The organism is Scandinavium sp. M-37 (genome assembly GCF_043558715.1).
GTDB lineage: Bacteria > Pseudomonadota > Gammaproteobacteria > Enterobacterales > Enterobacteriaceae > Scandinavium > Scandinavium vulneris_A.
Genome location: NZ_JBIGIN010000033.1, coordinates 12,852 through 32,141, shown reverse-complemented (window position 1 = coordinate 32,141; position 19,290 = coordinate 12,852). Strand labels below are relative to the sequence as shown.

Below are 19,290 nucleotides of genomic sequence, written 5' to 3'. Positions count from 1 at the left end.
CTCGGATAGACAAATGGCGCCTTCGGGCGCCATTTTTGTTTCTGCGGTTCGCGGTTATCGTGGTGGCAGAATCAGCTCGTCATAGCCTTTTTCCAGCGTATAACGCATCACCTCGACTACCCGGTTTCCGGCCGCATGTACGCAATCCTGCAACGTTTTCCCCTGTACTACACCGCTAATCAGCTCAGAACAGAACAGGTCGCCAGTGCCTTTCAAATCGGTCGCCACGCGGGGCCAGCCGCTGACATCCACACTCTCTTTCGTCACCAGCACCACATGAATGTCATTGTCATCCGCCACCGGCGCACTGGTGATCGCCACCCACTTTAGGGTGTCCGAAAGCAAACTTTTCGCCGCGATAATCGCGTTATCCAGCGTGTCGCACGGCTTACCACTGAGCACGCCCAGCTCAAACACGTTCGGCGTAATGCCCTGCGCCAACGGCAGCAGATGTTCGCAATAGGCCGCCGGAATTTCCGGTTTCACGTAAACGCCGCTGTCGGTGTCGCCAATTACCGGGTCCACCAGAATCATCATCTGCGGATGTTTTTCCCGCATCGCCTTCAGCCACCGCGCCAGAATGGCAATCTGGCTGGCGCTGCCCATATAGCCAGTAGTGACCGCTTTAAGCTCACGCAGCGCATCACGCTCTTCGAGCGCGCGCAGATAGCCACTGAACCACTCGTCCGGAATCACACCCCCATAAAAGGTGTCGTAATGCGGCGTATTGCTGAACAGCACCGTCGGCACCGCCAGCACGTTGAGGTTATGCTGCTTAATGTTCGGCACCGCCACGCTGTTACCGACGCTGCCGTAAACCACCTGAGACTGCACGGCCACAATATCGGCCTGTTGCGCCCGGGTTTTATCCCGGAAAAGAATCATCTCCATGACCGTTAAATCCCCGCCCCCTGACTGTAACTCTCTTCACCAAACACGCCGGTCGACAAATACCGATCGCCGCGATCGCAGATAATCGCCACCACCACGGCCCCCGGATTGGCTCTCGCCACCCGCAGCGCACCGGCAACGGCGCCACCAGAACTCACGCCGCAGAAAATACCTTCCCGCACCGCCAGTTCACGCATGGTATTTTCCGCGTCGCGCTGATGAATATCCATGACCTCATCCACCAGAGAGGCATTAAAAATGCCCGGCATATAGGCCGCAGGCCAGCGGCGAATGCCCGGGATGCTGCTGCCCTCTTCCGGTTGCAGGCCGACGATCGACACCTTTTTCGCCTGCTCACGCAGAAAGCGCGACACGCCGGTAATCGTCCCGGTGGTGCCCATGCTGGAGACAAAATGGGTGATCCGTTGGTTCGTCTGCTGCCAGATTTCCGGCCCGGTGGTGGTGTAGTGGGCGTAAGGATTATCAGGATTGTTAAACTGATCGAGCAGTTTACCTTCCCCGCGCTCGGCCATTTCCAGCGCCAAATCACGGGCGCCTTCCATTCCCTGCTCTTTGCTGACCAGGATCAGTTCTGCGCCATACGCCCGCATCGCCGCGCGGCGTTCCTGACTCATGTTGTCGGGCATCAGCAGCTTCATGCGATAGCCTTTTAACGCGGCAATCATCGCCAGCGCGATGCCGGTGTTGCCACTGGTGGCTTCAATCAGCACATCGCCCGGTTTGATTTCGCCGCGTTTTTCCGCCTGAACAATCATCGACAGCGCGGCCCGGTCTTTCACCGACCCCGCAGGATTATTGCCTTCCAGCTTGACCCAAATTTCGCTGCCGTTATCCGGCCCCATACGCTGCAGTTTGACTAACGGTGTGTTGCCGATGGTTTGTTCTAATGTGTTCACGTTCCGGTCCAGACTTTCATAGAAAAAGCGGCCACGAGGGCCGCTTGCTCAGTGTGATAACGTTAAGCTATCAGTCTGTGTAAGTCAGGTCTACCGATTCATCAGGCAAATACTCAATCCGGTATTCCCCCGATCCGCAGCGCGCGGACCATTGCTCCCCGGCGCGAACAAAATTCAGTTCACCGCAGGCTACCACTTCTTTCGCACCCGGCAGTTTTACGGTCGCGGTTGTGTTCGCTGGAATGCTGAACGTCAGCACCACGCGTCCCTGTTGCGCCTGCCACTTCACCGCGATGTCGCCATAAATAGAGCGATAGTGAGCGTTCATCCAACTCAGGCCGCCACCGGGCAGCGGGGCAATCACTATATGTTTGAATCCTGGTGCCGTTTCATCTGCCTCAATGCCTGCCACGGTGCGATACAGCCACTCCCCCACCGCGCCGTAAGCATAGTGGTTGAAGGAGTTCATGTCCGGGCTCCACATCGAACCATCCGGCTTGATGCCGTCCCAGTGCTCCCAGATAGTGGTCGCCCCGGCCTTAACCTGATACAGCCAGGATGGGAAATCCTCTTTCAGCAGCAGAGCCCAGGCCTCCTTCGGATACTGGTTTTGACTCAAGGCATGGCAGAAATACGGCGTTCCGAGGAAACCGGTCACCAAATGCCCGCCGTGCTCGTGCAGCAATTCCACCAGCGTATCGGCGGTGCGCTCGCGCCAGACGTCAGGCACCAGATTGAAACACAGAGCAAGGATATGCGCCGTCTGGGTACGCGCCGTCATCTCGCCGTCGGCAGTAAAGAAGCGTTCGCGGAAGCGGGCCACAATCCGCGCCTGCAGCGCGCGGTAATAGTCGTAATCCTCACTCTGACCGAGCACCTGAGCGGTTTTCGCCAACAGCAGCGTCGAATGGGCGTACCAGGCGGTGCAGATCAAGTCTTCCGGCGTAGCACCAAAATAGCTGCCCTCCTGCGCATCCAGCGCGACCCAGTCACCAAACTGGAGCTTGTAGCGCCAGATGTCGTTATCCGCATGTGCCTGCATGAAATCGACCCAGCCTTTCATACTCGCATACTGGTTTTCCAGCACCCGCTTATCGCCGTACATCAGGTACATCGTCCAGGGATTAACCACAGCCGCATCCGCCCAGCCCGTTGCCGAATGCGTCCCCCCTTCCGCCAGAAACTTATCCTGACAGCAGTGACCGGTAAGGATATCGGGGATCACGTGCGGGACGCCGCCTTCCGGAGTTTGATCGTATTTCAGGTCAGCCAGCCATTTCGCAAAGAAGGTCTGGGTTTGCATCAGGTAGCTGGCGGTGCGACAGAAAATCTGTGCATCGCCGGTCCAGCCCAGGCGTTCATCACGCTGCGGGCAATCGGTCGGTACGTCAACAAAGTTGCTTTTCAGCCCCCACAAAATGTTGTGATGCAACTGATTAAGGTCGGGGTTTGAACAGGAAAACTGCCCGGTCGGTGCCATCGCGGAATGAATCACAATCGCGCTGAAGTGATTCAGACTCAGTACCCCGGGAAACGCCTCGACCTTCACATAGCGGAAACCCTGCCAGCTAAAGCGCGGGTGCCATACTTCTTCCGCCTCGCCGCTTAAGTGATACTCGATGGTCTGCTGGGCGGTGCGCAGGTTGTCGAGATAGACGTTGCCGTTGGCATCCAGCGTTTCGAAATGCCGTAACGCCACCTTGTCTCCGGCCTGGCCGCGTACCCGAAACTCGACCCAGCCACTCATGTTCTGGCCAAAATCGAGCACCTTATCGCCCTGCGGAGTGACGATCAGCGCTTTGACCGGTAGACGCTCAATTTGCTGGACGGTGCCTGCCCCCTGGGCGGTGAGGGTATGTTTATCCCAGTCGACGCGGTTAACCGCTCGCCATGAGCCCTCGTTAAAGCCTGGCCGATTCCAGCCCTGCTGCACCCGCCGGGCATCGAAGCGCTCTCCATCATAAATTTCCGCAAATGTGCAGGCAGAATCACTCCCGCGCCAGCTGTTGTCCGACGCCAGTATCTGTTGGGTGCCGTCCTCATACTGCACCACCAGCTGGCACAGCAGCGCGGTTTGTTCTCCGTAGTAGTTACGGTGGCGGGCAAAGCCCATATCGCCTTTAAACCAGCCTGCACCCAGCTCTGCGCCTATCACGTTTTCGCCCTGCGCCAGTAACCCGGTGACATCATAGGTTTGATACAGCAGATGATGGCGATAGCTGGTCCAGCCAGGGGTTAGCTCATCGTTACCCACGCGCTCGCCGTTGAGAAACAGCTGATAGATACCCAGCGCCGTGGCATGAACCCACGCTGCGGTAATCGCTTTGCGCGGCGACAGGGCAAAAGCTTTACGCAGCAGTGTCACTTTCGACTCCGCTTTATCAGCGGGGAGTTCCGCAGAGATAAACGCGCCCTGCCACGGGGTGCCGAGCATGCCGGTGACGAACTCCGCCGACGGACTCCAGGCGCTGCGTTCCCCGTAATTGTCGGTGACGCGCACCCGCAGGTAGTAACGGGTCGACGGGGAGAGCACGGCATCGCCCAACTCAATATTGTTGGACTGCTCGCTCACGACTTCGCCACTGTCAAAAATCAGTGACGAAAAGTCTGCTCTGGTACTGCACTGGAGATGCCACGCGCGCTGGAGCACATTGTGGTTATCGCTTTCGATTTTCCAGCCCACCAGGGGTAACGCATCTACCCCCATCAGGCGCGGCTCTCCATTCAACAGCATTTGACTGACTGACAGCATAATCTTTGACTCCACTTGATTTCAGGATTAATGGGGGGTGGTGGTGTGCGCAGCAACCGGCACATGCCCGGTGGCGTTATCGAGCACAATCTCCGCTTCACTACTGAACTCGCTGCGCCGCTTGCCGTGAAAGCACAGCCAGCCGATAAACATGCCTGAGGCCACCAGACCAGACAGCAACATGTAGAGCACCACCGGCCCGGCATCGAGCAGCACCGGCGTAACAAAGGCGAGGATGCCGCAGGTCAGGCGTGCCAGGCCGACAATCGCCCCCTGTGCGGTGGCGCGCAGCATGGTCGGAAAAGATTCCTGCGACCAGACTTTCATGATCCCTTCAAACGCCATCCCGCTGCCAATCGCGGTGAACAGTAAGAAACACAGCCAGGAGACAGGGGAGAAATTCAGCAGAACCGGGGTGAGGAAGCCGCCAGCAAAGAAGCAGGCCCCGATGATGAACACCAGCATACGTTTTTCGGTATCCACCATTTTCATAAACAGTAATCCGGACAGCACACCGACCGGCATCGCTATCAAGTTCCACAATGCATTTTTTTCGACCGTGATACCGACCACATTCACTGCGACATAAGACCCGAACTGCCCGCCGGTATTGGCTGCCAGATTGGTAAACATGTAAAACAGACACAGCGCGATAAAGGGCCAGAGGTATTTCCCATGCAGTAAATCCCTGACCGACGTTTTTTGCGCCCGGACGGTGGATCTCCCCGCCTTCCGTTCTTTATGCGCGGTCAGCCACATCGGGGATTCCGGCAACGACCAGCGCAGCACCAGCAGAATGAGCGCCACGCAGCCGACGTGCAGATATAAGATTTGCGCCCCGGTTCGGCCCCATCCGCCGACCAGCGCTGAAATCGCCATGGTGGTACAAATACCCGCAAACCACAGCAAATTAGACAGGCCGATAATTTTGCCGCGATTCTTATCACTCGCCGCTTCCGAAATGGTTGCCAGCGAGACGGGCAGGTCGGCCCCGGTTGCCAGCCCGACGAGGACAGTTCCCAACAGCAACAAATAAAATCCGCCGGAAAAAGCCAGCAGCAGCGTGCCGATAAATACCATTACCATGGTGATAATAAAAACGTTGCGCCTGCCGTAACAATCGCCCAGACGACCGCCGGTAAATGCGCCCAGAGCAATACATAACGTTAAAACCCCAGAAAGAATGCCAATTTCCGTTGAGGTGGTTCCGATGGCCTTTTGATAAATCACCAGCGCCGTGCCATTGGACACAATCGCCGCTGAATCAATATATGAGGCCATACCGGAAACAACGCCAACGTACCACGGATTGGGCTGTTTAATATTGAGCATAATAAATACTCCAGCTAGGTTGTAAGAATAATAAATCCACTCCTGATGAATAAACTTAATGCGTAACGGGTATATCCGGGCAATACTTAGCCGGGCGGTTATCATATGAACCGCCAAATGTGTAGAATAAATATGTCCGTAAAACGTATTACTGTTTTTGTTTAATTGAGGTGCTTAATTGTCGCTCCTGCGAAGGGGTGTGTTGAAAATACCGGCGATAGGCCTCGCTCATACGCGGCGGATTGAGAAATCCACACAGTAAGGCAATTCGGCTAACCGGAATATCAGTGGTGCGCAATAATTCCTGCGCCTTCAGTAAACGATACAGTTGCTGAAATTTTTCCGGCGTACTGCCGGTCATTTCACGGAAGAAACGGTAAAGCGTACGCAGCGCAATGCCGCCCTCCTCACACACGCTTTTCCAGTTGATATCCTGCGCGTAGTGCTGGCGAATATGGTCGAGCAAATAAATCTTACGCCGCTCGTCAACGGCGGCGTTTTTGCTGACCGGTTGGCCCTCGCACAGCAGGGTCAGGATTTGCAAAAAAGCGGATTCGGTAGCAGAAAAATAGAGCGGATCAAACGCATCATCGCGTCGACGGCTGATCCCTTCTGCCAGCGTAAGAATGCTATTAAGCGCCTGTTCCGTCAGCGGCTGATAGCGGTCATTATACGGCCGGGTCTTTTCAGCGATCGATGCAATCAGGGGTTCGATGTTTTTAATATATTGAAACGCGCGTTGGCGATGAATAAGAATATTAATCAGTGACAGTTCACTGGTGGCTTCATAATAATGAACATCATTGGCAGTCACGAAAAAGAAATCACCCGGGCGGATCATTTCGGCATGATCGTTAACAATATGAAACCCGCTGCCGCTGCGCACAACCACCAGTTCATCGAATTCATGTCCGTGCAGATCGGCCATCGCCTGATTGCTTAACATAAACACGCAAAACGCATGGTCTTCAGAGGGAAAGAAATCTTCGCATTGTTTAATATCTACCAAAATGACCTCACGTATTACGTTAATATCCTTACACATAGTAAGACTGATATTTGTCACGGCATGTCAACATTAAACAGTAAGAGCAGTGACAAGTCATTATGCGCCAATGGCATTCAGGCGTAACTCTCTGTGACGGTCACGCCATTTTTCGCCATTACTGTGCGAATATCCTCTTTGTTTAAGCGAAATAAAAAAAGGCCCATGTTTCCATGGGCCCTCTCTGGGATATGCGTGAAAACCGTCAGGCGGTTTCGGCCAGCATCAGAGGATTAATTTCCTCACGGTTTTCAATCCGCTCTTTGCCGGAGTACAGGCGAGCGTGTTGCAGGCCGACGAACAGACGTTCGCTCCGCTGCGGGGCATCGTCCCCGCGCATCACCACGGTGAGCGTTTCGTCATACCAGCCCAGCGGCTGAACCACCAACTGGGTGTAGTGGCCTTTCGGGCTGGCTTCCAGCACCTGCACCGGCAGCGGCGAATCGAGGCTGGTGCGACGGCTAACGTCGACTTCCCACGGGCGCAAGAACAAATCTACCGGCCCCTGATGTGCAGGCGTATAGCCCAGCGGCCAGCGGTGCGCACCCACGTGGAATTGCCCCCCGCGCACAATGCCTTTCAGGCGATTCACCTCACCCATAAATTCCAGCACGAAACGGGTAGCCGGTTCGCGCCACACCTGCTCTGGGGCATCGACCTGTTCGATGTTGCCCTGGCTCATCACCACCACCCGGTCCGCGACTTCCATCGCCTCTTCCTGATCGTGGGTAACGAACACGCTGGTAAATTTCAACTCTTCATGCAGCTGACGCAGCCAGCGGCGCAGTTCTTTACGCACCTGTGCATCCAGCGCGCCGAAGGGTTCGTCGAGCAGCAGGATTTGCGGCTCTACCGCCAGCGCACGCGCCAGGGCGACACGCTGTTTCTGCCCGCCAGAGAGTTGGGCCGGGTAGCGGTCCGCTAAATGCGCCAGCTGGACCATTTCCAGAAGCCGGGTCACTTTGGCTTTAATTTGCGCCGCGTTTGGACGCTCACGACGCGGCAGCACCGTCAGGCCAAAGGCGATATTCTCGAACACCGTCATGTGGCGGAACAGGGCGTAATGCTGGAACACAAAACCGACTTTACGATCGCGGGCGTGCAGACGACTGACGTCGGTGCCCTGGAAGCGGATCTGGCCGCTGGTCTGGTGCTCCAGCCCGGCGATAATCCGCAGCAGCGTGGTTTTACCGGAGCCGGACGGCCCGAGCAGCGCCACCATCTGCCCGGACGGAATGTCCAGGGAGATATCATTCAGCACCTGGGTGCGACCAAACGATTTCTTAATGCTGGCAATCTCAATGCTCATGATGCGTCTCCTGATGCGCGCGTTTTTCCTGATTTTCCAGGCGCCACTGCACCACACTCTTCAAAAACAGGGTCAAAATAGCCATTAACGTCAGCAGGGCTGCGGCGGTAAACGAACCGACGGTGTTGTAATCTTGCTGAAGTAATTCAATCTGCAACGGCAGCGACAGCGTTTCACCGCGAATCGAACCGGACACCACCGATACCGCGCCAAACTCGCCGATCGCTCGGGCGTTGGTCAGTACCACGCCATACAGCAGCGCCCAGCGAATGTTCGGCAGCGTGACGCGACGGAACATTTGCCAGCCGGATGCGCCCAGCAGGATCGCTGCCTCGTCTTCATTACTGCCCTGGCTCAGCATCACCGGTACCAGCTCGCGCACCACAAACGGACAGGTCACGAAAATAGTCGCCAGAACCATGCCCGGCCAGGCAAACATAATTTGCAGGTTATGCTCATCAAGCCAGCCACCCAGCGGGCCGTTGGAGCCGTAGAACAGCAAATAGACCAGCCCCGCCACCACCGGCGAGACCGCAAACGGAATATCCAGCAGCGTGAGCAACAGCTGGCGACCGGGGAAGGTAAAGCGCGTCACCAGCCAGGCCAGCAGTGTGCCGAATACCAGGTTCACCGGGACGGTTATCAGTGCAATCATCACCGTCAGCCAGATGGCGTGCAGCATGTCCGGATCGGCCAGATTGTGCAGCACCGGCATCAGCCCTTTGCTGAACGCCTCGACGAAGATATAAATCATCGGCACCAGCAGAATGAAGGCTGACACCAGCATCCCGGTGCCAATCAAAAACCATTTGCCCCAGTTGATGCGGGGCGCATCGTAGCGCTTCAATTGAGTGACTTCCGCCATTAGTGACCTACCACGCGTCGACCAAAGCGACTCTGCAAGGTGTTGATGGAAAAGAGCAGCAACAGCGACGCCCCAAGGATCACCGAGGCAATCGCACTCGCCGCCGGATAGTCAAACTCCTGCAAACGCACGAAAATCATCAGCGAGGTGACTTCGGTTTTCCAGGCGATGTTCCCGGCAATAAAAATAACCGCGCCGAATTCACCGAGGCTGCGGGTGAACGACAACGCCACGCCCGCCAGCAAGGCCGGGGAAAGCTCCGGCAGCACCACTTTGCGGAAGCTCTGTATCCGGGTAGCACCGAGGGTTTCCGCCGCTTCTTCGTATTCCGGGCCAAGTTCTTCGAGCACTGGCTGTACGGTACGCACCACAAACGGAATGCTGGTGAACGCCATCGCCACGGCGATCCCAAGCCAGGTGTAAGTCACTTTGATATCGAACTTCGCCAGCCATTCGCCGTAGAAACCGTTCACCGAAAACAGTGAGGCAAGGGTTAAACCCGCTACCGCGGTCGGCAGCGCGAAGGGTAAATCCATCAGCGCATCAAGGAGCGTGCGGCCCGGAAAACGATAACGGGTGAGGATCCATGCCATCAGCAGGCCGAACACGCCGTTAAAAATCGAGGCCACAAACGCCGACAACAGTGTCACCTTGTAAGCCGCCACCACCTGAGGATTAGTGATAACCTCCCAGTACTGCGCCCAGCTCATCTGCGCCAGCTGCATTACCAGCGCACTGAGCGGCAGCAATAAAATCAGGCACACGAACAGCAGACTGGTGCCGAGGCTTAAGGTAAAGCCCGGCAGCACGCGTCTGGAAGAAACAGCAAACATCACTTATGCCCCGCCGCTAACAGCTTATCCAGCTCGCCACCGCTGGCGAAATGGGTCTTCATCACGTCCGGCCATGAGCCAAACTTATCTTCCACACGGAACAGTTCAGTCTGTGGGAACTTGTCTTTCAGTTTGTCCATCACCGCCGGGTTATTCACGCGATAGTAATAATCGGTGATGATGGTTTGCGCCTGCGGGCTGTACAGCCAGGTCAGGTACGCTTTAGCTGCTTTCTCGGTGCCGTTGGCTTTGACGTTTTTGTCGACCCAGGTCACCGGGAACTCGGCCAGAATGTTGGTTTTCGGCACGATGACCTCAAAACCCTGGTCTTCGTACTGCTTGCGAATATTGTTCACTTCGGATTCAAAGCTTATCAGCACATCGCCCAGGCCACGCTCCACGTAGGTGGTGGTTGCGCCACGTCCGCCGGTATCGAATACCTGAACGTTTTTCAGGAACTGAGTCATGAACTGTTCGGTTTTGGCTTTATCGCCGCCGTCAGCTTTGTCCGCCGCACCCCAGGCTGCAAGATAGGTATAACGGGCGTTACCGGACGTTTTCGGGTTCGGGAACACCAGTTTCACATCGCTGCGTACCAGGTCGTTCCAGTCGTGGATATTCTTCGGATTACCCTTGCGCACCAGGAACGCCATAGTGGAATAGAACGGCGAGCTGTTATTAGGCAAACGACTCTGCCAGTTGGCCGGGATAAGCTTGCCCCGGTCATGCAGGATTTGCACATCCGTCACCTGGTTATAGGTCACTACATCGGCCTTCAGCCCCTGCAAAATCGCCAGTGCCTGTTTGGATGAACCGGCATGAGATTGCTTAATGGTCAGCTTATCGCCACCGTTATCCTTCGCCCACTGCTGTTCAAACGGCGGATTAAGGGCAGCAAATAGCTCGCGGGAGACATCATAGGAACTGTTCAGCAGTTCAGTCGCCTGTGCCTGAGCCGCCAGCAGCAAGGCTCCCAGCACCAGTGTTCCTTTTTTCAGTGATTTAACGGCCATTGCGCACCCTTATAAATGTGATGACTATCTACAGTCATAATATTTATAACGAGGATGAAAGCTGTAACGGTTTTATATACCGTTTGGTGATTTGGAAGTTGAAAAGAGAATAAGGGCTATCCGGCAGTTTTCACCCCGCCCGTTTGATACACTTGGCCAAAACCTAACGAGGAAGAAATGATGCGCCAAAGGACGATTGTCTGCCCGATTATTCAGAACGACGGAGCGTATTTACTGTGCAAAATGGCCGACGATCGCGGCGTGTTTCCCGGCCAGTGGGCGCTGTCCGGCGGCGGTATGGAACCCGGCGAAACCCTGGAACAGGCGCTGCGGCGCGAAATCAGCGAAGAGCTGGGCGATAAGCTGCACATTGAGAAAATTACGCCCTGGCATTTCCGCGATGACACCCGCATCAAAACCTACGCCGACGGCAGCCAGGAAGAGATTTACATGATTTATCTGATGTTCGACTGCGTGAGTGCTAATCGCGAAGTGACATTTAATGAAGAGTTTCAGGCCGTGGCGTGGGTCAGCCCTGAGCGGCTTGGCGAGTACGATTTAAACGTCGCCACCCGCCAGACGTTTATCGATAAAGGATTGTTGTCGTCATTCAGACCTGATTAACCGTGTTCCTGAGTCCAGCCAGTCATCTCACGAAGAGCGGTGGCTGACCTCAGGATATCTTCCTCAGAACGCGTTATCCCTGATACGGAAAGAACGGGTTATTCGGTCCCATATTTCCACCAGTTCAGCATCGCTGTAAGTCGGGGGTGGCAGGGCATAGTTACTCAGAGTCAGGTCAAGATTAGGATGTCTGAAATCTGCCGTTTTCTCGTTGGCTACAGCGTAAAACAATAGCTGTGCAGACGGATTATCGGGTGACTTATCTGACGGGGCGGTATTAAGCCATTCGCTGGTATCAAAGCCAGCTATCTGTGTTTTGTCTTTGCGTAATGTTCGTGCATTTATTCCCGTCAGGTAAGCCTGAATCTCATGACTGCGCTCCAGCATAGTCGTGCTCTCTTTTAAGCTGTTATTGCTCCAGACAACAAAAGAAAAGACCTGATTGTGTGAATAGACAAAGGTAATATCTTCCTTTGGCTTCCCCTTCCCGTCGCGGATAAATCCCTGCGGAATGCAGGTCCCCGGTTCCGTCGGTATTTCATCATCCTTTCTCCCGCTCAGGCGCGACATTAAATCCTGTAGCTCTGCCAGTTTTTGAGGTTTAGTGTTCGCCATCCAAGCGGGTCTTTTGGCCTCATCCCGCAAATAAAACGCGCGTTCCTTGGCATAATGTGGGTCAGAGTAATCGGTGATCTCCTGAGTGAGGATAAACGCCACTCCGTCAACATACAGATGCCCTTCCAGAATCCGTCCAAATCCAGCAACACTCTCATTTTCATTACGATCAAATATCACCGCATTCTCATTCAACCGGTACACTTGCTTGAGAAAAGGCCGATCAACCGGATCCACGGTAGCGCTGTTTTTCAGTTCCAGCTCCCGCCGCTGGATACGCTGCTCAAACGCCGGACGATAGAGTCGCTTGCTGCTGATGCGCACCTCATTAATCTGAACCCGGTCCGGCAGCGTATTTTCAAAGGAGCCCGGAACCTCAAACACATAGCGCCCCACACACTGGGCTTTGGGGGTGGCAAACAGCGTATCGACCATACGTTTTTCCTTGTCCGTTAACGCCGTCGGCGTATGCACAAATGTCACATAGTGATGAATATAATATCCTGCCGCCAGCAGCAGCAGCAGCAGTACCGGGGTGATGAGCAGGGAAAGAGGACGTTTTTTCATGGGGCCGGTACCTGCTGCACAATTTTCACCACCGAACGGACCGTGAACACCAGTGCGTCCGACAGGTCACTGTAAACCGAACGGCCACGGTCCACGGGGTCAACGGCATAGGCCCCTTCATGATCAACATTGGTCGCCAGCACACCCTGAAAGCAGGGGGATGAAGTCCGGACTGCCGTCACCGGCACCGTGCCGTCGCCAGGGCTTGCGGATGAGATAAGCTCCGAAGTTCTTAATGGAGACAACTCAATGGGTTCGCCTGCCCTCTCCCGCAGCCTCTGTGCCTCCCTCACGCTCTGAGGGACCCGCTCTTTCCATGTCAGGAATGCATCAGACTGATTGCGCGCACTCGCACCGTAAAACAACCAGGTCTGTGGGTGGTATTTGCCATTCAACCTCTCGATAAACTTTTGGACTACTTTACTTACCCTTTCTTCGTATTTATTCCACTCATCCTCGGTGTTATCCAGCAGCAAATCCTGTTCACATAACCGCCACCAGTCCGTCCTGTTCAGGTAAATTTCCTCATACGGGTCGGCCACCGGCAGGGACAACCGGGTATTGTCGCCCTCTATTCTCAGCCAGCCCGGGCCATAAGCCTTCCCCGGCAGCAGCTGTAACGGCCCGGGCGACTGAGCCAGCACCGGCATCAGCTTTTCAGCATTATCCCCGATAATCATCCCGATAATGCCTCTCTCTCCGATTTTCATGCGCCTGTACGCCGCCGGTGAGCCCAGGTCCGGCATCACGCCATGTACCATCCCCAGTATATTTTCCTGTCCGCCCATGTTTTCTGAGTAATGCCGGGCTACCAGTCCCCCCATCGAGTGCGTGACCAGGATAACCTTGTTCACCGCCAGACGACCGTGATAGTCCGCCAGCACCCTGCTGATATACTGTCCCAGCGACGCCGCTGAGTCAGCATTGGACTGTAGCCAGTTATAACCAAAAACGTGCAGCGGAAACAAAAAACGGTGGCTGTGCTCCGTTTCGTCTTCGGTCTGCACCTGCTCTGCCGGCTCGTCACCTATCCTGACACCGGTAAAACGCTGTCGCGCCGTCTGCAGTTGCGCTTCCCGGAAATAATTATCCATCAGGATGTCGTCATCACTGAGCAGATACTGCAGCCGGTCGAGCGCCTCCCCGTAGCTCTTGTAAAATGCGCTTCCCCACCCGCGCGCCCGCCGGGAGGGAAATTTTTTACCATCCGCCCCGTCGTTAAAAATGTCCCCGCGGTCATCGACCGTTGTGGTCTTCGGAGCAAGGAGAAACTTCCTTTTCTCCGGGCTCGCCAGAGGCCACTTTTTAAGCGATGCGGCGCTGAACTGCCAGACTTCACTCCCCTGGTTTTTAAGATTGGACCCCATCACGCCCGGAATAAAAATCACCGGGATCACTTTTTCTGGCGGCTTGAGACAAACGGCCACGTAATTTTTTTCTTTCAGTTGAGGAATAATGTCGTAGTGAAACTGCCCGTGGTCATCCCAGATGGGGCGGTGATAGGTATGATTTTCGTTGCCGTCCATGCGTCAAGCTCCTGGAATCCTTTGCTGTAAAAAGCATCAGGCCCATAATACGCCGAAGCAAACTTAACTCAAATCAGTTAGCTCACTCCCGGCGAGTGGTCGTGACACCCGCATCAAAACCTACGCGGACGGCAGCCAGGAAGAGATTTACATGATTTATCTGATGTTCGACTGCGTGAGTGCTAATCGCGAAGTGACATTTAATGAAGAGTTCCAGGCCGTGGCGTGGGTCAGCCCTGAGCGGCTTGGCGAGTACGATTTAAACGTCGCCACCCCACCCGCCAGACGTTTATCGATAAAGGGCTGCTGTACCGAAACGCGAAACGCCCGGCGGCGCTTCGCTGGCCAGGCCTAGAAAACACCGGGCTCGTAGGCCCGATAAGCGAAGCGCCATCGGGCATGTAAACATTACAGTGCCAGCAATTTATCCAACGACGGCGCGAAGTAATAGCCCCCGGTCACCGGCCGGGTGAAACGTAACATCGCGTCACGCTTGCCGTCGGTATCACCGAACATACTCAGCAGCTGCTGTTCGATGTTGTACAGGCGCGCGCAATAGGCGCAGAAGTACAGGCCGTGCGTACCGCTGGCGGTGCCGTACGGCAGGCTCTGGCGAACAATTTTCAGTCCTTTGCCGTTCTCTTTCAGATCGACGCGGGTCAGGTGTGAGGTTTCCGGGCGTTCGTCGCCATCGATCTCTTCGTTGGCTTCTTTGGTGCGTCCAATCATCATTTCCTGATCGGCAACGCTCATACGGTTCAGCTGCTTGAGATTGTGTTCCCAGCGCTGGACGAACACGTAGCTGCCGCCCGCATCGATGCCATCAGCAATCACCGCCACGTCGCGACGGGTCTCTTCTCCCGCCGGGTTTTCGGTGCCGTCAACGAAGCCGCTGAGGTCACGTTCTTCCACCCAGCGGAAACCGTGGATCTCTTCTTTGACGTCAACTGCTCCGGCAAACGCTTCCAGCGCGGCCTGAGCGACGGAGAAATTGACGTCATGGCGCAGGGACAGTATGTGGATTAGCACATCGTATTGCGTCGCCGGCGCCAGACCTTTGCCGTAAGGAATGAAGTCTTTCAGCTCTGACGCGCCTACCCCGCCGCTCAAACTGCGCCAGGTGTCGTGCCCGAAAGCAACCACGGCACCAAGATGCGCGTCGGGGAATTTCGCCTGAAAGGTTGCCAGCTTATCGGCAAACACTTTGCTGCACTCACGCAGGGCGTTAACGTCCCCTGTAACGTTGGCTTCAATCCAAATCGCCGCACGGCAATGTTCCGGCAAAATGCCGCTCTGAACCTGAGACATCGCTGCTTCTCCTGAAAAGCGAAAAAAAGATGCCACGACCCCGTGGCATTATTGATAGAGCGGATTATACCCGCTTTTTCATGGAGACAGCTTGCTCGTGCGCAAATTAACGGCGCCAGATAATCTTGCTGACTTTCCAGAATTTAAGGGAGTCGTCCGGCGGCATCAGTTCCTGCGGGCCGCCCCAACTGCCGCTAAACAGGTAGCTGATATGCTGGCTGTCCTTGGCCTTACACATGACGCTGGTACTGTCATCACCGCTGGCTTTCTCGCAGTTGCCGAAGGCTTTGCTGTAAACGTCACTGAACGGGGTCCCGATTTTGGTGCCATCGGCGGCGGCGATATCGTTATCCAGCACCTCAATCTGGCTGACGGTGCCCGCGTCGCCGTTCACCACCAGCGCCACCTTATCGTCTTTCAGCGCTTCAACGTATTTGACGATCTGGCCGTGGTCAGTTTTCATCCCCGTGCGCAGACGATAGTCGCCGTCCAGCGCATCGTCGATGGCCTTCTCATCCATTGGCGTTGAGGCGGTCAGTTTGCCCACGCCCAGCTCGGTGATTTCCATTGAGGAACCAAACCAGTTCCACGGATAGGCTGCCGACCAGTTTACCGAGCTGAAGCCTGAGCTAACGGTGGCACAGCCGGTTAAAGCCAGAGGCAGCGCGCAGAGCAATAAACGCAATGATTTCATTCCAGGATCCTTGTATGTAAAACAACGCCTGTTGGAGTCCAGAATGGCAGAAAAGTGCCATTAATCCTCGGGTGGGGCAAAACAGGCGCGTAAACGGCGGTTGCTGAACAGCCACCAGAGAGCAAAACCGTCAACAATCACCAGCGCCAGTCCGACGCCGGACAGCGGCTCGCCCTGCCACCATAACAGCGGCTGCCAGACCAACAGCGAGAGCTGAGCCACCATCAGTAGCCAGCGCATTCCTGCCCACAGGCGTGGAATCTGATGACGTCGCCCACTGATTAAAAAGGCGACCACCGCGGGCAAGCCCGGCAGCAGACCCAGCCAGAAATTGTCGTGATCGGGATAGAACAGATTCAGCAGCGTATCGCCCTGCTGGCGTGACGCTCCGGCCATCACAAATAGCACCCAGGTTCGCGCCTGCAATAACAACACGCCCCAGAACACAAAAGGCAGCCGAAGCCGCCCGTGACCATCGTATGCCGACGGCAAAAAATCAATATTCTTCATCTTCAATCAGGCGCTTACCGAGCACAACCACATCAGCATGTTCATAGCCGAGGCGCTCATACATGCCCTGAACCATATCATTATCTTCCCGCACCATGATCTGAAGTTTTGGACACCCGCGTGCAATCAGTTTTTTCTCAAGACGACTGAGCAACGCATTGGCGATGCCGCGACCACGGTATTCCGGATGAACGCCGAGGTAATAGGCCGAGCCGCGATGACCATCGTAGCCGCCCATCACCGTCCCGACCACTTCCCCGTTCACCTCCGCGACCAGGAAAAGGCTCACGTCGTGGTTGAGCTTACGTTCGATATCCATTTCCGGGTCGTTCCATGGGCGTAACAGCTCGCAACGCTCCCAGAGCGTAATAACCTCTTCGAAATCGGACTGGCGAAAAACGCGAATCTCCATGGTATTGCCCATCTTCTTAGGTATAAAAACAGTGATTATGGCGTGAACGTCCTAATATTCCAATATCTGCGCAATCAAGCTCAAAAAAATGGCATAATGTCGCATTGTCACGTATTGAAATGAAAAGTAAAACAATTCTCATCCCGGACTGTCGTAACGGAAAACACGATACGATATAACACATGGATTAATCATTATTACAACTCGGGCCGCATGAGCACTTTCAAACCCTTAAAAATACTCGCTTCGCGCCGCCAGGTGCTGAAAGCCGGACTGGCTGCATTGACCCTGTCCGGCATGTCAAACGCCATTGCCAAAGAAGAAACGCTGAAAACCAGCAACGGTCACAGTAAACCTGCCGCGAAAAAAAGCAGGGCCAAACGAATTGTGGTGCTCGATCCGGGTCACGGCGGCATTGATACCGGGGCCATAGGCCACGGCGGTTCTAAAGAGAAACATGTGGTACTGGCGATCGCCAAAAACGTGCGTTCGATTCTGCGCGGTCACGGCATTGATGCCCGCTTGACCCGCACCGGCGACACGTTTATTCCGCTATATGATCGGGTTGAAATCGCGCACAAGCACGGCGCCGACCTGTTTATGTCCATCCACGCCGACGGGTTTACCAACCCGAGTGCCGCTGGCGCATCGGTGTTTGCGCTCTCTAACCGTGGGGCGAGTAGCGCCATGGCGAAATACCTTTCCGATAAGGAAAACGCCGTCGATGAGCTGGCGGGTAAGAAGGCGTTGGATAAAGATCACCTGTTACAGCAGGTGCTGTTCGATCTGGTGCAAACGGACACTATCAAGAACAGCCTGACCCTCGGGTCGCATATCCTGAAACAGATTAAACCGGTGCATCGCCTGCACAGCCGTAATACTGAACAGGCGGCGTTTGTGGTGCTGAAGTCGCCGTCGATCCCGTCGGTGCTGGTGGAAACCTCGTTTATCACCAACCCGGGCGAAGAAAAGCTGCTGGGCACCGCCGCCTTCCGGCAGAAAATTGCCAACGCGATTGCCTCCGGCATCGTCAGTTATTTCAACTGGTTTGATAACCAGAAAGCGCATGTGAAGAGACGTTAATGAAACCGGATGCCGCACAGGTAAAAACCTTTCTACTGAGTCTTCAGGATCGAATCTGCCAGCAGCTCGCCGCAGTCGACGGGCATGATTTTGTCGAAGATAGCTGGCAGCGCGACGCAGGCGGTGGTGGGCGTAGCCGCGTACTGCGCGACGGCGGCGTGTTTGAACAGGCGGGCGTCAACTTCAGCCACGTTTACGGTGATGCAATGCCCGCCTCGGCTACCGCCCATCGCCCGGAACTGGCAGGCCGTCGCTTCGAAGCGATGGGCGTGTCGCTGGTAGTGCATCCGCGCAACCCGTTCGTGCCCACCAGCCATGCCAACGTGCGGTTCTTCATCGCCGAAAAAGAGGGCGCAGATCCGGTTTGGTGGTTTGGTGGCGGCTTCGATTTAACGCCCTATTACGGTTTTGAAGACGATGCGGTGCACTGGCACAGCGTTGCCCGCAGTCTCTGCCTGCCATTTGGGGAGGATGTCTATCCGCGCTACAAAAAATGGTGCGACGACTACTTCGTCCTCAAGCATCGCAACGAACAGCGCGGCATTGGCGGCCTGTTCTTTGATGATTTAAACACCCCTGATTTCGACCAGTGCTTCGCCTTTATGCAGGCGGTGGGTGACGGCTATACCGAGGCCTATCTGCCGATTGTTGAACGCCGAAAAGCGCTGGCATGGGGCGAACGCGAGCGCGACTTCCAGCTTTATCGCCGGGGCCGTTACGTGGAGTTCAATCTGGTGTGGGATCGCGGCACGCTGTTTGGTTTGCAGACCGGTGGCCGCACGGAGTCGATTCTGATGTCGATGCCGCCGCTGGTGCGCTGGGAGTATAACTATCAGCCAGAAGAAGGCAGCCCGGAGGCTGCCTTGAGTGAGTTTATTCAGGTTCGGGACTGGGTTTAAATCCCCTCACCCCGGCCCTCTCCCCAGAGGGGCGAGGGAGAAAAGAAGATCCCCTCTCCCTTTTAGGGAGAGGGTTAGGGTGAGGGTAATGGCTT

Annotated in this window: 18 protein-coding genes and 1 pseudogene; 4 read left to right on the top strand and 15 right to left on the bottom strand. The window is 55.4% G+C overall.

All coding sequences use genetic code 11. The features are described from left to right. Window positions 1–54 precede the first annotated feature (54 nt). The 9 genes from pdxK to ACG0Z5_RS19355 all read right to left on the bottom strand — a co-directional run bounded on the left by pdxK (window position 55) and on the right by ACG0Z5_RS19355 (window position 10,957). Entirely contained in the window at window positions 55–891 is an 837-nt protein-coding gene (gene pdxK, locus ACG0Z5_RS19395) for a pyridoxine/pyridoxal/pyridoxamine kinase (RefSeq protein WP_394450316.1), read from the bottom strand. Window positions 892–896: 5 nt separating this feature from the next. Continuing rightward, a complete protein-coding gene (gene cysM / locus ACG0Z5_RS19390) occupies window positions 897–1,808 on the bottom strand; it encodes a cysteine synthase CysM (RefSeq protein WP_394450314.1) in 912 nt (303 codons plus the stop codon). Between the two features lie 70 nt (window positions 1,809–1,878). Beyond that, the gene (locus tag ACG0Z5_RS19385; protein WP_394450312.1) at window positions 1,879–4,560 is read right to left on the bottom strand and encodes a glycoside hydrolase family 78 protein; all 2,682 of its coding nucleotides are present in this window, start codon (window positions 4,558–4,560) and stop codon (window positions 1,879–1,881) included. A gap of 27 nt (window positions 4,561–4,587) precedes the next feature. Further along, the gene (locus tag ACG0Z5_RS19380) at window positions 4,588–5,892 is read right to left on the bottom strand and encodes an MFS transporter (RefSeq protein WP_394450311.1); all 1,305 of its coding nucleotides are present in this window, start codon (window positions 5,890–5,892) and stop codon (window positions 4,588–4,590) included. Window positions 5,893–6,040: 148 nt separating this feature from the next. Continuing rightward, complete coding sequence (locus ACG0Z5_RS19375) at window positions 6,041–6,838, bottom strand: helix-turn-helix domain-containing protein (protein ID WP_394450333.1); 798 nt, start codon at window positions 6,836–6,838, stop codon at window positions 6,041–6,043. 304 nt (window positions 6,839–7,142) lie between these two features. Beyond that, window positions 7,143–8,246: a sulfate/thiosulfate ABC transporter ATP-binding protein CysA gene (gene cysA, locus ACG0Z5_RS19370; RefSeq protein ID WP_394450309.1), complete on the bottom strand. Its 1,104-nt coding sequence runs from the start codon at window positions 8,244–8,246 to the stop codon at window positions 7,143–7,145. After that, complete coding sequence (gene cysW / locus ACG0Z5_RS19365) at window positions 8,236–9,111, bottom strand: sulfate/thiosulfate ABC transporter permease CysW (RefSeq protein WP_394450307.1); 876 nt, start codon at window positions 9,109–9,111, stop codon at window positions 8,236–8,238. Before cysW ends, cysA begins: the two co-directional genes overlap by 11 nt. Further along, on the bottom strand, window positions 9,111–9,944 hold the full coding sequence (cysT, locus tag ACG0Z5_RS19360; RefSeq protein WP_319628066.1) for a sulfate/thiosulfate ABC transporter permease CysT: 834 nt from the start codon (window positions 9,942–9,944) through the stop codon (window positions 9,111–9,113). The genes cysW and cysT overlap by 1 nt, the downstream gene beginning before the upstream one ends. Beyond that, complete coding sequence (locus tag ACG0Z5_RS19355) at window positions 9,944–10,957, bottom strand: sulfate ABC transporter substrate-binding protein (RefSeq protein ID WP_394450305.1); 1,014 nt, start codon at window positions 10,955–10,957, stop codon at window positions 9,944–9,946. Before ACG0Z5_RS19355 ends, cysT begins: the two co-directional genes overlap by 1 nt. A 180-nt stretch (window positions 10,958–11,137) precedes the next feature. Between ACG0Z5_RS19355 and nudI (ACG0Z5_RS19350) the strand changes: the two genes are divergently transcribed. Then, on the top strand, window positions 11,138–11,581 hold the full coding sequence (nudI, locus tag ACG0Z5_RS19350; protein WP_394450303.1) for a nucleoside triphosphatase NudI: 444 nt from the start codon (window positions 11,138–11,140) through the stop codon (window positions 11,579–11,581). Window positions 11,582–11,644: 63 nt separating this feature from the next. On the opposite strand, the gene ACG0Z5_RS19345 is transcribed toward nudI (ACG0Z5_RS19350), so the two are convergent. Together ACG0Z5_RS19345 and ACG0Z5_RS19340 are read right to left on the bottom strand one after the other, a co-directional pair. After that, complete coding sequence (locus tag ACG0Z5_RS19345) at window positions 11,645–12,763, bottom strand: T6SS immunity protein Tli4 family protein (protein WP_394450301.1); 1,119 nt, start codon at window positions 12,761–12,763, stop codon at window positions 11,645–11,647. Next, window positions 12,760–14,289: an esterase/lipase family protein gene (locus tag ACG0Z5_RS19340; RefSeq protein WP_394450299.1), complete on the bottom strand. Its 1,530-nt coding sequence runs from the start codon at window positions 14,287–14,289 to the stop codon at window positions 12,760–12,762. The genes ACG0Z5_RS19345 and ACG0Z5_RS19340 overlap by 4 nt, the downstream gene beginning before the upstream one ends. A gap of 103 nt (window positions 14,290–14,392) precedes the next feature. Between ACG0Z5_RS19340 and nudI (ACG0Z5_RS19335) the strand changes: the two are divergent. Beyond that, window positions 14,393–14,644 (top strand): annotated as a pseudogene (gene nudI / locus ACG0Z5_RS19335) (nucleoside triphosphatase NudI); the annotation flags it as partial. Window positions 14,645–14,697: 53 nt separating this feature from the next. Here nudI (ACG0Z5_RS19335) and ACG0Z5_RS19330 read toward each other — a convergent pair. The 4 genes from ACG0Z5_RS19330 to ACG0Z5_RS19315 form a co-directional block, all read right to left on the bottom strand. Next, window positions 14,698–15,597: a Dyp-type peroxidase gene (locus ACG0Z5_RS19330; protein ID WP_394450298.1), complete on the bottom strand. Its 900-nt coding sequence runs from the start codon at window positions 15,595–15,597 to the stop codon at window positions 14,698–14,700. A gap of 106 nt (window positions 15,598–15,703) precedes the next feature. Continuing rightward, the gene (locus ACG0Z5_RS19325; protein ID WP_394450296.1) at window positions 15,704–16,291 is read right to left on the bottom strand and encodes an RpoE-regulated lipoprotein; all 588 of its coding nucleotides are present in this window, start codon (window positions 16,289–16,291) and stop codon (window positions 15,704–15,706) included. A gap of 60 nt (window positions 16,292–16,351) precedes the next feature. Then, window positions 16,352–16,801: a DUF2919 domain-containing protein gene (locus ACG0Z5_RS19320; RefSeq protein WP_394450295.1), complete on the bottom strand. Its 450-nt coding sequence runs from the start codon at window positions 16,799–16,801 to the stop codon at window positions 16,352–16,354. Next, the gene (locus tag ACG0Z5_RS19315) at window positions 16,788–17,213 is read right to left on the bottom strand and encodes a GNAT family acetyltransferase (RefSeq protein WP_319628060.1); all 426 of its coding nucleotides are present in this window, start codon (window positions 17,211–17,213) and stop codon (window positions 16,788–16,790) included. Before ACG0Z5_RS19315 ends, ACG0Z5_RS19320 begins: the two co-directional genes overlap by 14 nt. A 213-nt stretch (window positions 17,214–17,426) precedes the next feature. Between ACG0Z5_RS19315 and amiA the strand changes: the two genes are divergently transcribed. Both amiA and hemF read left to right on the top strand, forming a co-directional pair. Next, complete coding sequence (amiA, locus tag ACG0Z5_RS19310; RefSeq protein ID WP_394450294.1) at window positions 17,427–18,296, top strand: N-acetylmuramoyl-L-alanine amidase AmiA; 870 nt, start codon at window positions 17,427–17,429, stop codon at window positions 18,294–18,296. Then, entirely contained in the window at window positions 18,296–19,195 is a 900-nt protein-coding gene (hemF, locus tag ACG0Z5_RS19305) for an oxygen-dependent coproporphyrinogen oxidase (protein ID WP_394450292.1), read from the top strand. The genes amiA and hemF overlap by 1 nt, the downstream gene beginning before the upstream one ends. The last annotated feature ends 95 nt before the right edge of the window (window positions 19,196–19,290 follow it).

Excerpts from the sequence above, each read along its gene's own strand:
- nudI (WP_394450303.1), top strand. The coding sequence starts at position 11,138 with ATGCGCCAAAGGACGATTGTCTGCCCGATTATTCAGAACGACGGAGCG.
- pdxK (WP_394450316.1), bottom strand. The coding sequence starts at position 891 with ATGGAGATGATTCTTTTCCGGGATAAAACCCGGGCGCAACAGGCCGAT.
- ACG0Z5_RS19385 (WP_394450312.1), bottom strand. The coding sequence starts at position 4,560 with ATGCTGTCAGTCAGTCAAATGCTGTTGAATGGAGAGCCGCGCCTGATG.
- ACG0Z5_RS19345 (WP_394450301.1), bottom strand. The coding sequence starts at position 12,763 with ATGAAAAAACGTCCTCTTTCCCTGCTCATCACCCCGGTACTGCTGCTG.
- ACG0Z5_RS19315 (WP_319628060.1), bottom strand. The coding sequence starts at position 17,213 with ATGGAGATTCGCGTTTTTCGCCAGTCCGATTTCGAAGAGGTTATTACG.
- ACG0Z5_RS19340 (WP_394450299.1), bottom strand. The coding sequence starts at position 14,289 with ATGGACGGCAACGAAAATCATACCTATCACCGCCCCATCTGGGATGAC.
- hemF (WP_394450292.1), top strand. The coding sequence starts at position 18,296 with ATGAAACCGGATGCCGCACAGGTAAAAACCTTTCTACTGAGTCTTCAG.
- ACG0Z5_RS19320 (WP_394450295.1), bottom strand. The coding sequence starts at position 16,801 with ATGAAGAATATTGATTTTTTGCCGTCGGCATACGATGGTCACGGGCGG.
- cysT (WP_319628066.1), bottom strand. The coding sequence starts at position 9,944 with ATGTTTGCTGTTTCTTCCAGACGCGTGCTGCCGGGCTTTACCTTAAGC.
- ACG0Z5_RS19330 (WP_394450298.1), bottom strand. The coding sequence starts at position 15,597 with ATGTCTCAGGTTCAGAGCGGCATTTTGCCGGAACATTGCCGTGCGGCG.
- cysA (WP_394450309.1), bottom strand. The coding sequence starts at position 8,246 with ATGAGCATTGAGATTGCCAGCATTAAGAAATCGTTTGGTCGCACCCAG.
- amiA (WP_394450294.1), top strand. The coding sequence starts at position 17,427 with ATGAGCACTTTCAAACCCTTAAAAATACTCGCTTCGCGCCGCCAGGTG.
- cysW (WP_394450307.1), bottom strand. The coding sequence starts at position 9,111 with ATGGCGGAAGTCACTCAATTGAAGCGCTACGATGCGCCCCGCATCAAC.
- ACG0Z5_RS19325 (WP_394450296.1), bottom strand. The coding sequence starts at position 16,291 with ATGAAATCATTGCGTTTATTGCTCTGCGCGCTGCCTCTGGCTTTAACC.
- ACG0Z5_RS19375 (WP_394450333.1), bottom strand. The coding sequence starts at position 6,838 with ATGTTAAGCAATCAGGCGATGGCCGATCTGCACGGACATGAATTCGAT.
- ACG0Z5_RS19380 (WP_394450311.1), bottom strand. The coding sequence starts at position 5,892 with ATGCTCAATATTAAACAGCCCAATCCGTGGTACGTTGGCGTTGTTTCC.
- ACG0Z5_RS19355 (WP_394450305.1), bottom strand. The coding sequence starts at position 10,957 with ATGGCCGTTAAATCACTGAAAAAAGGAACACTGGTGCTGGGAGCCTTG.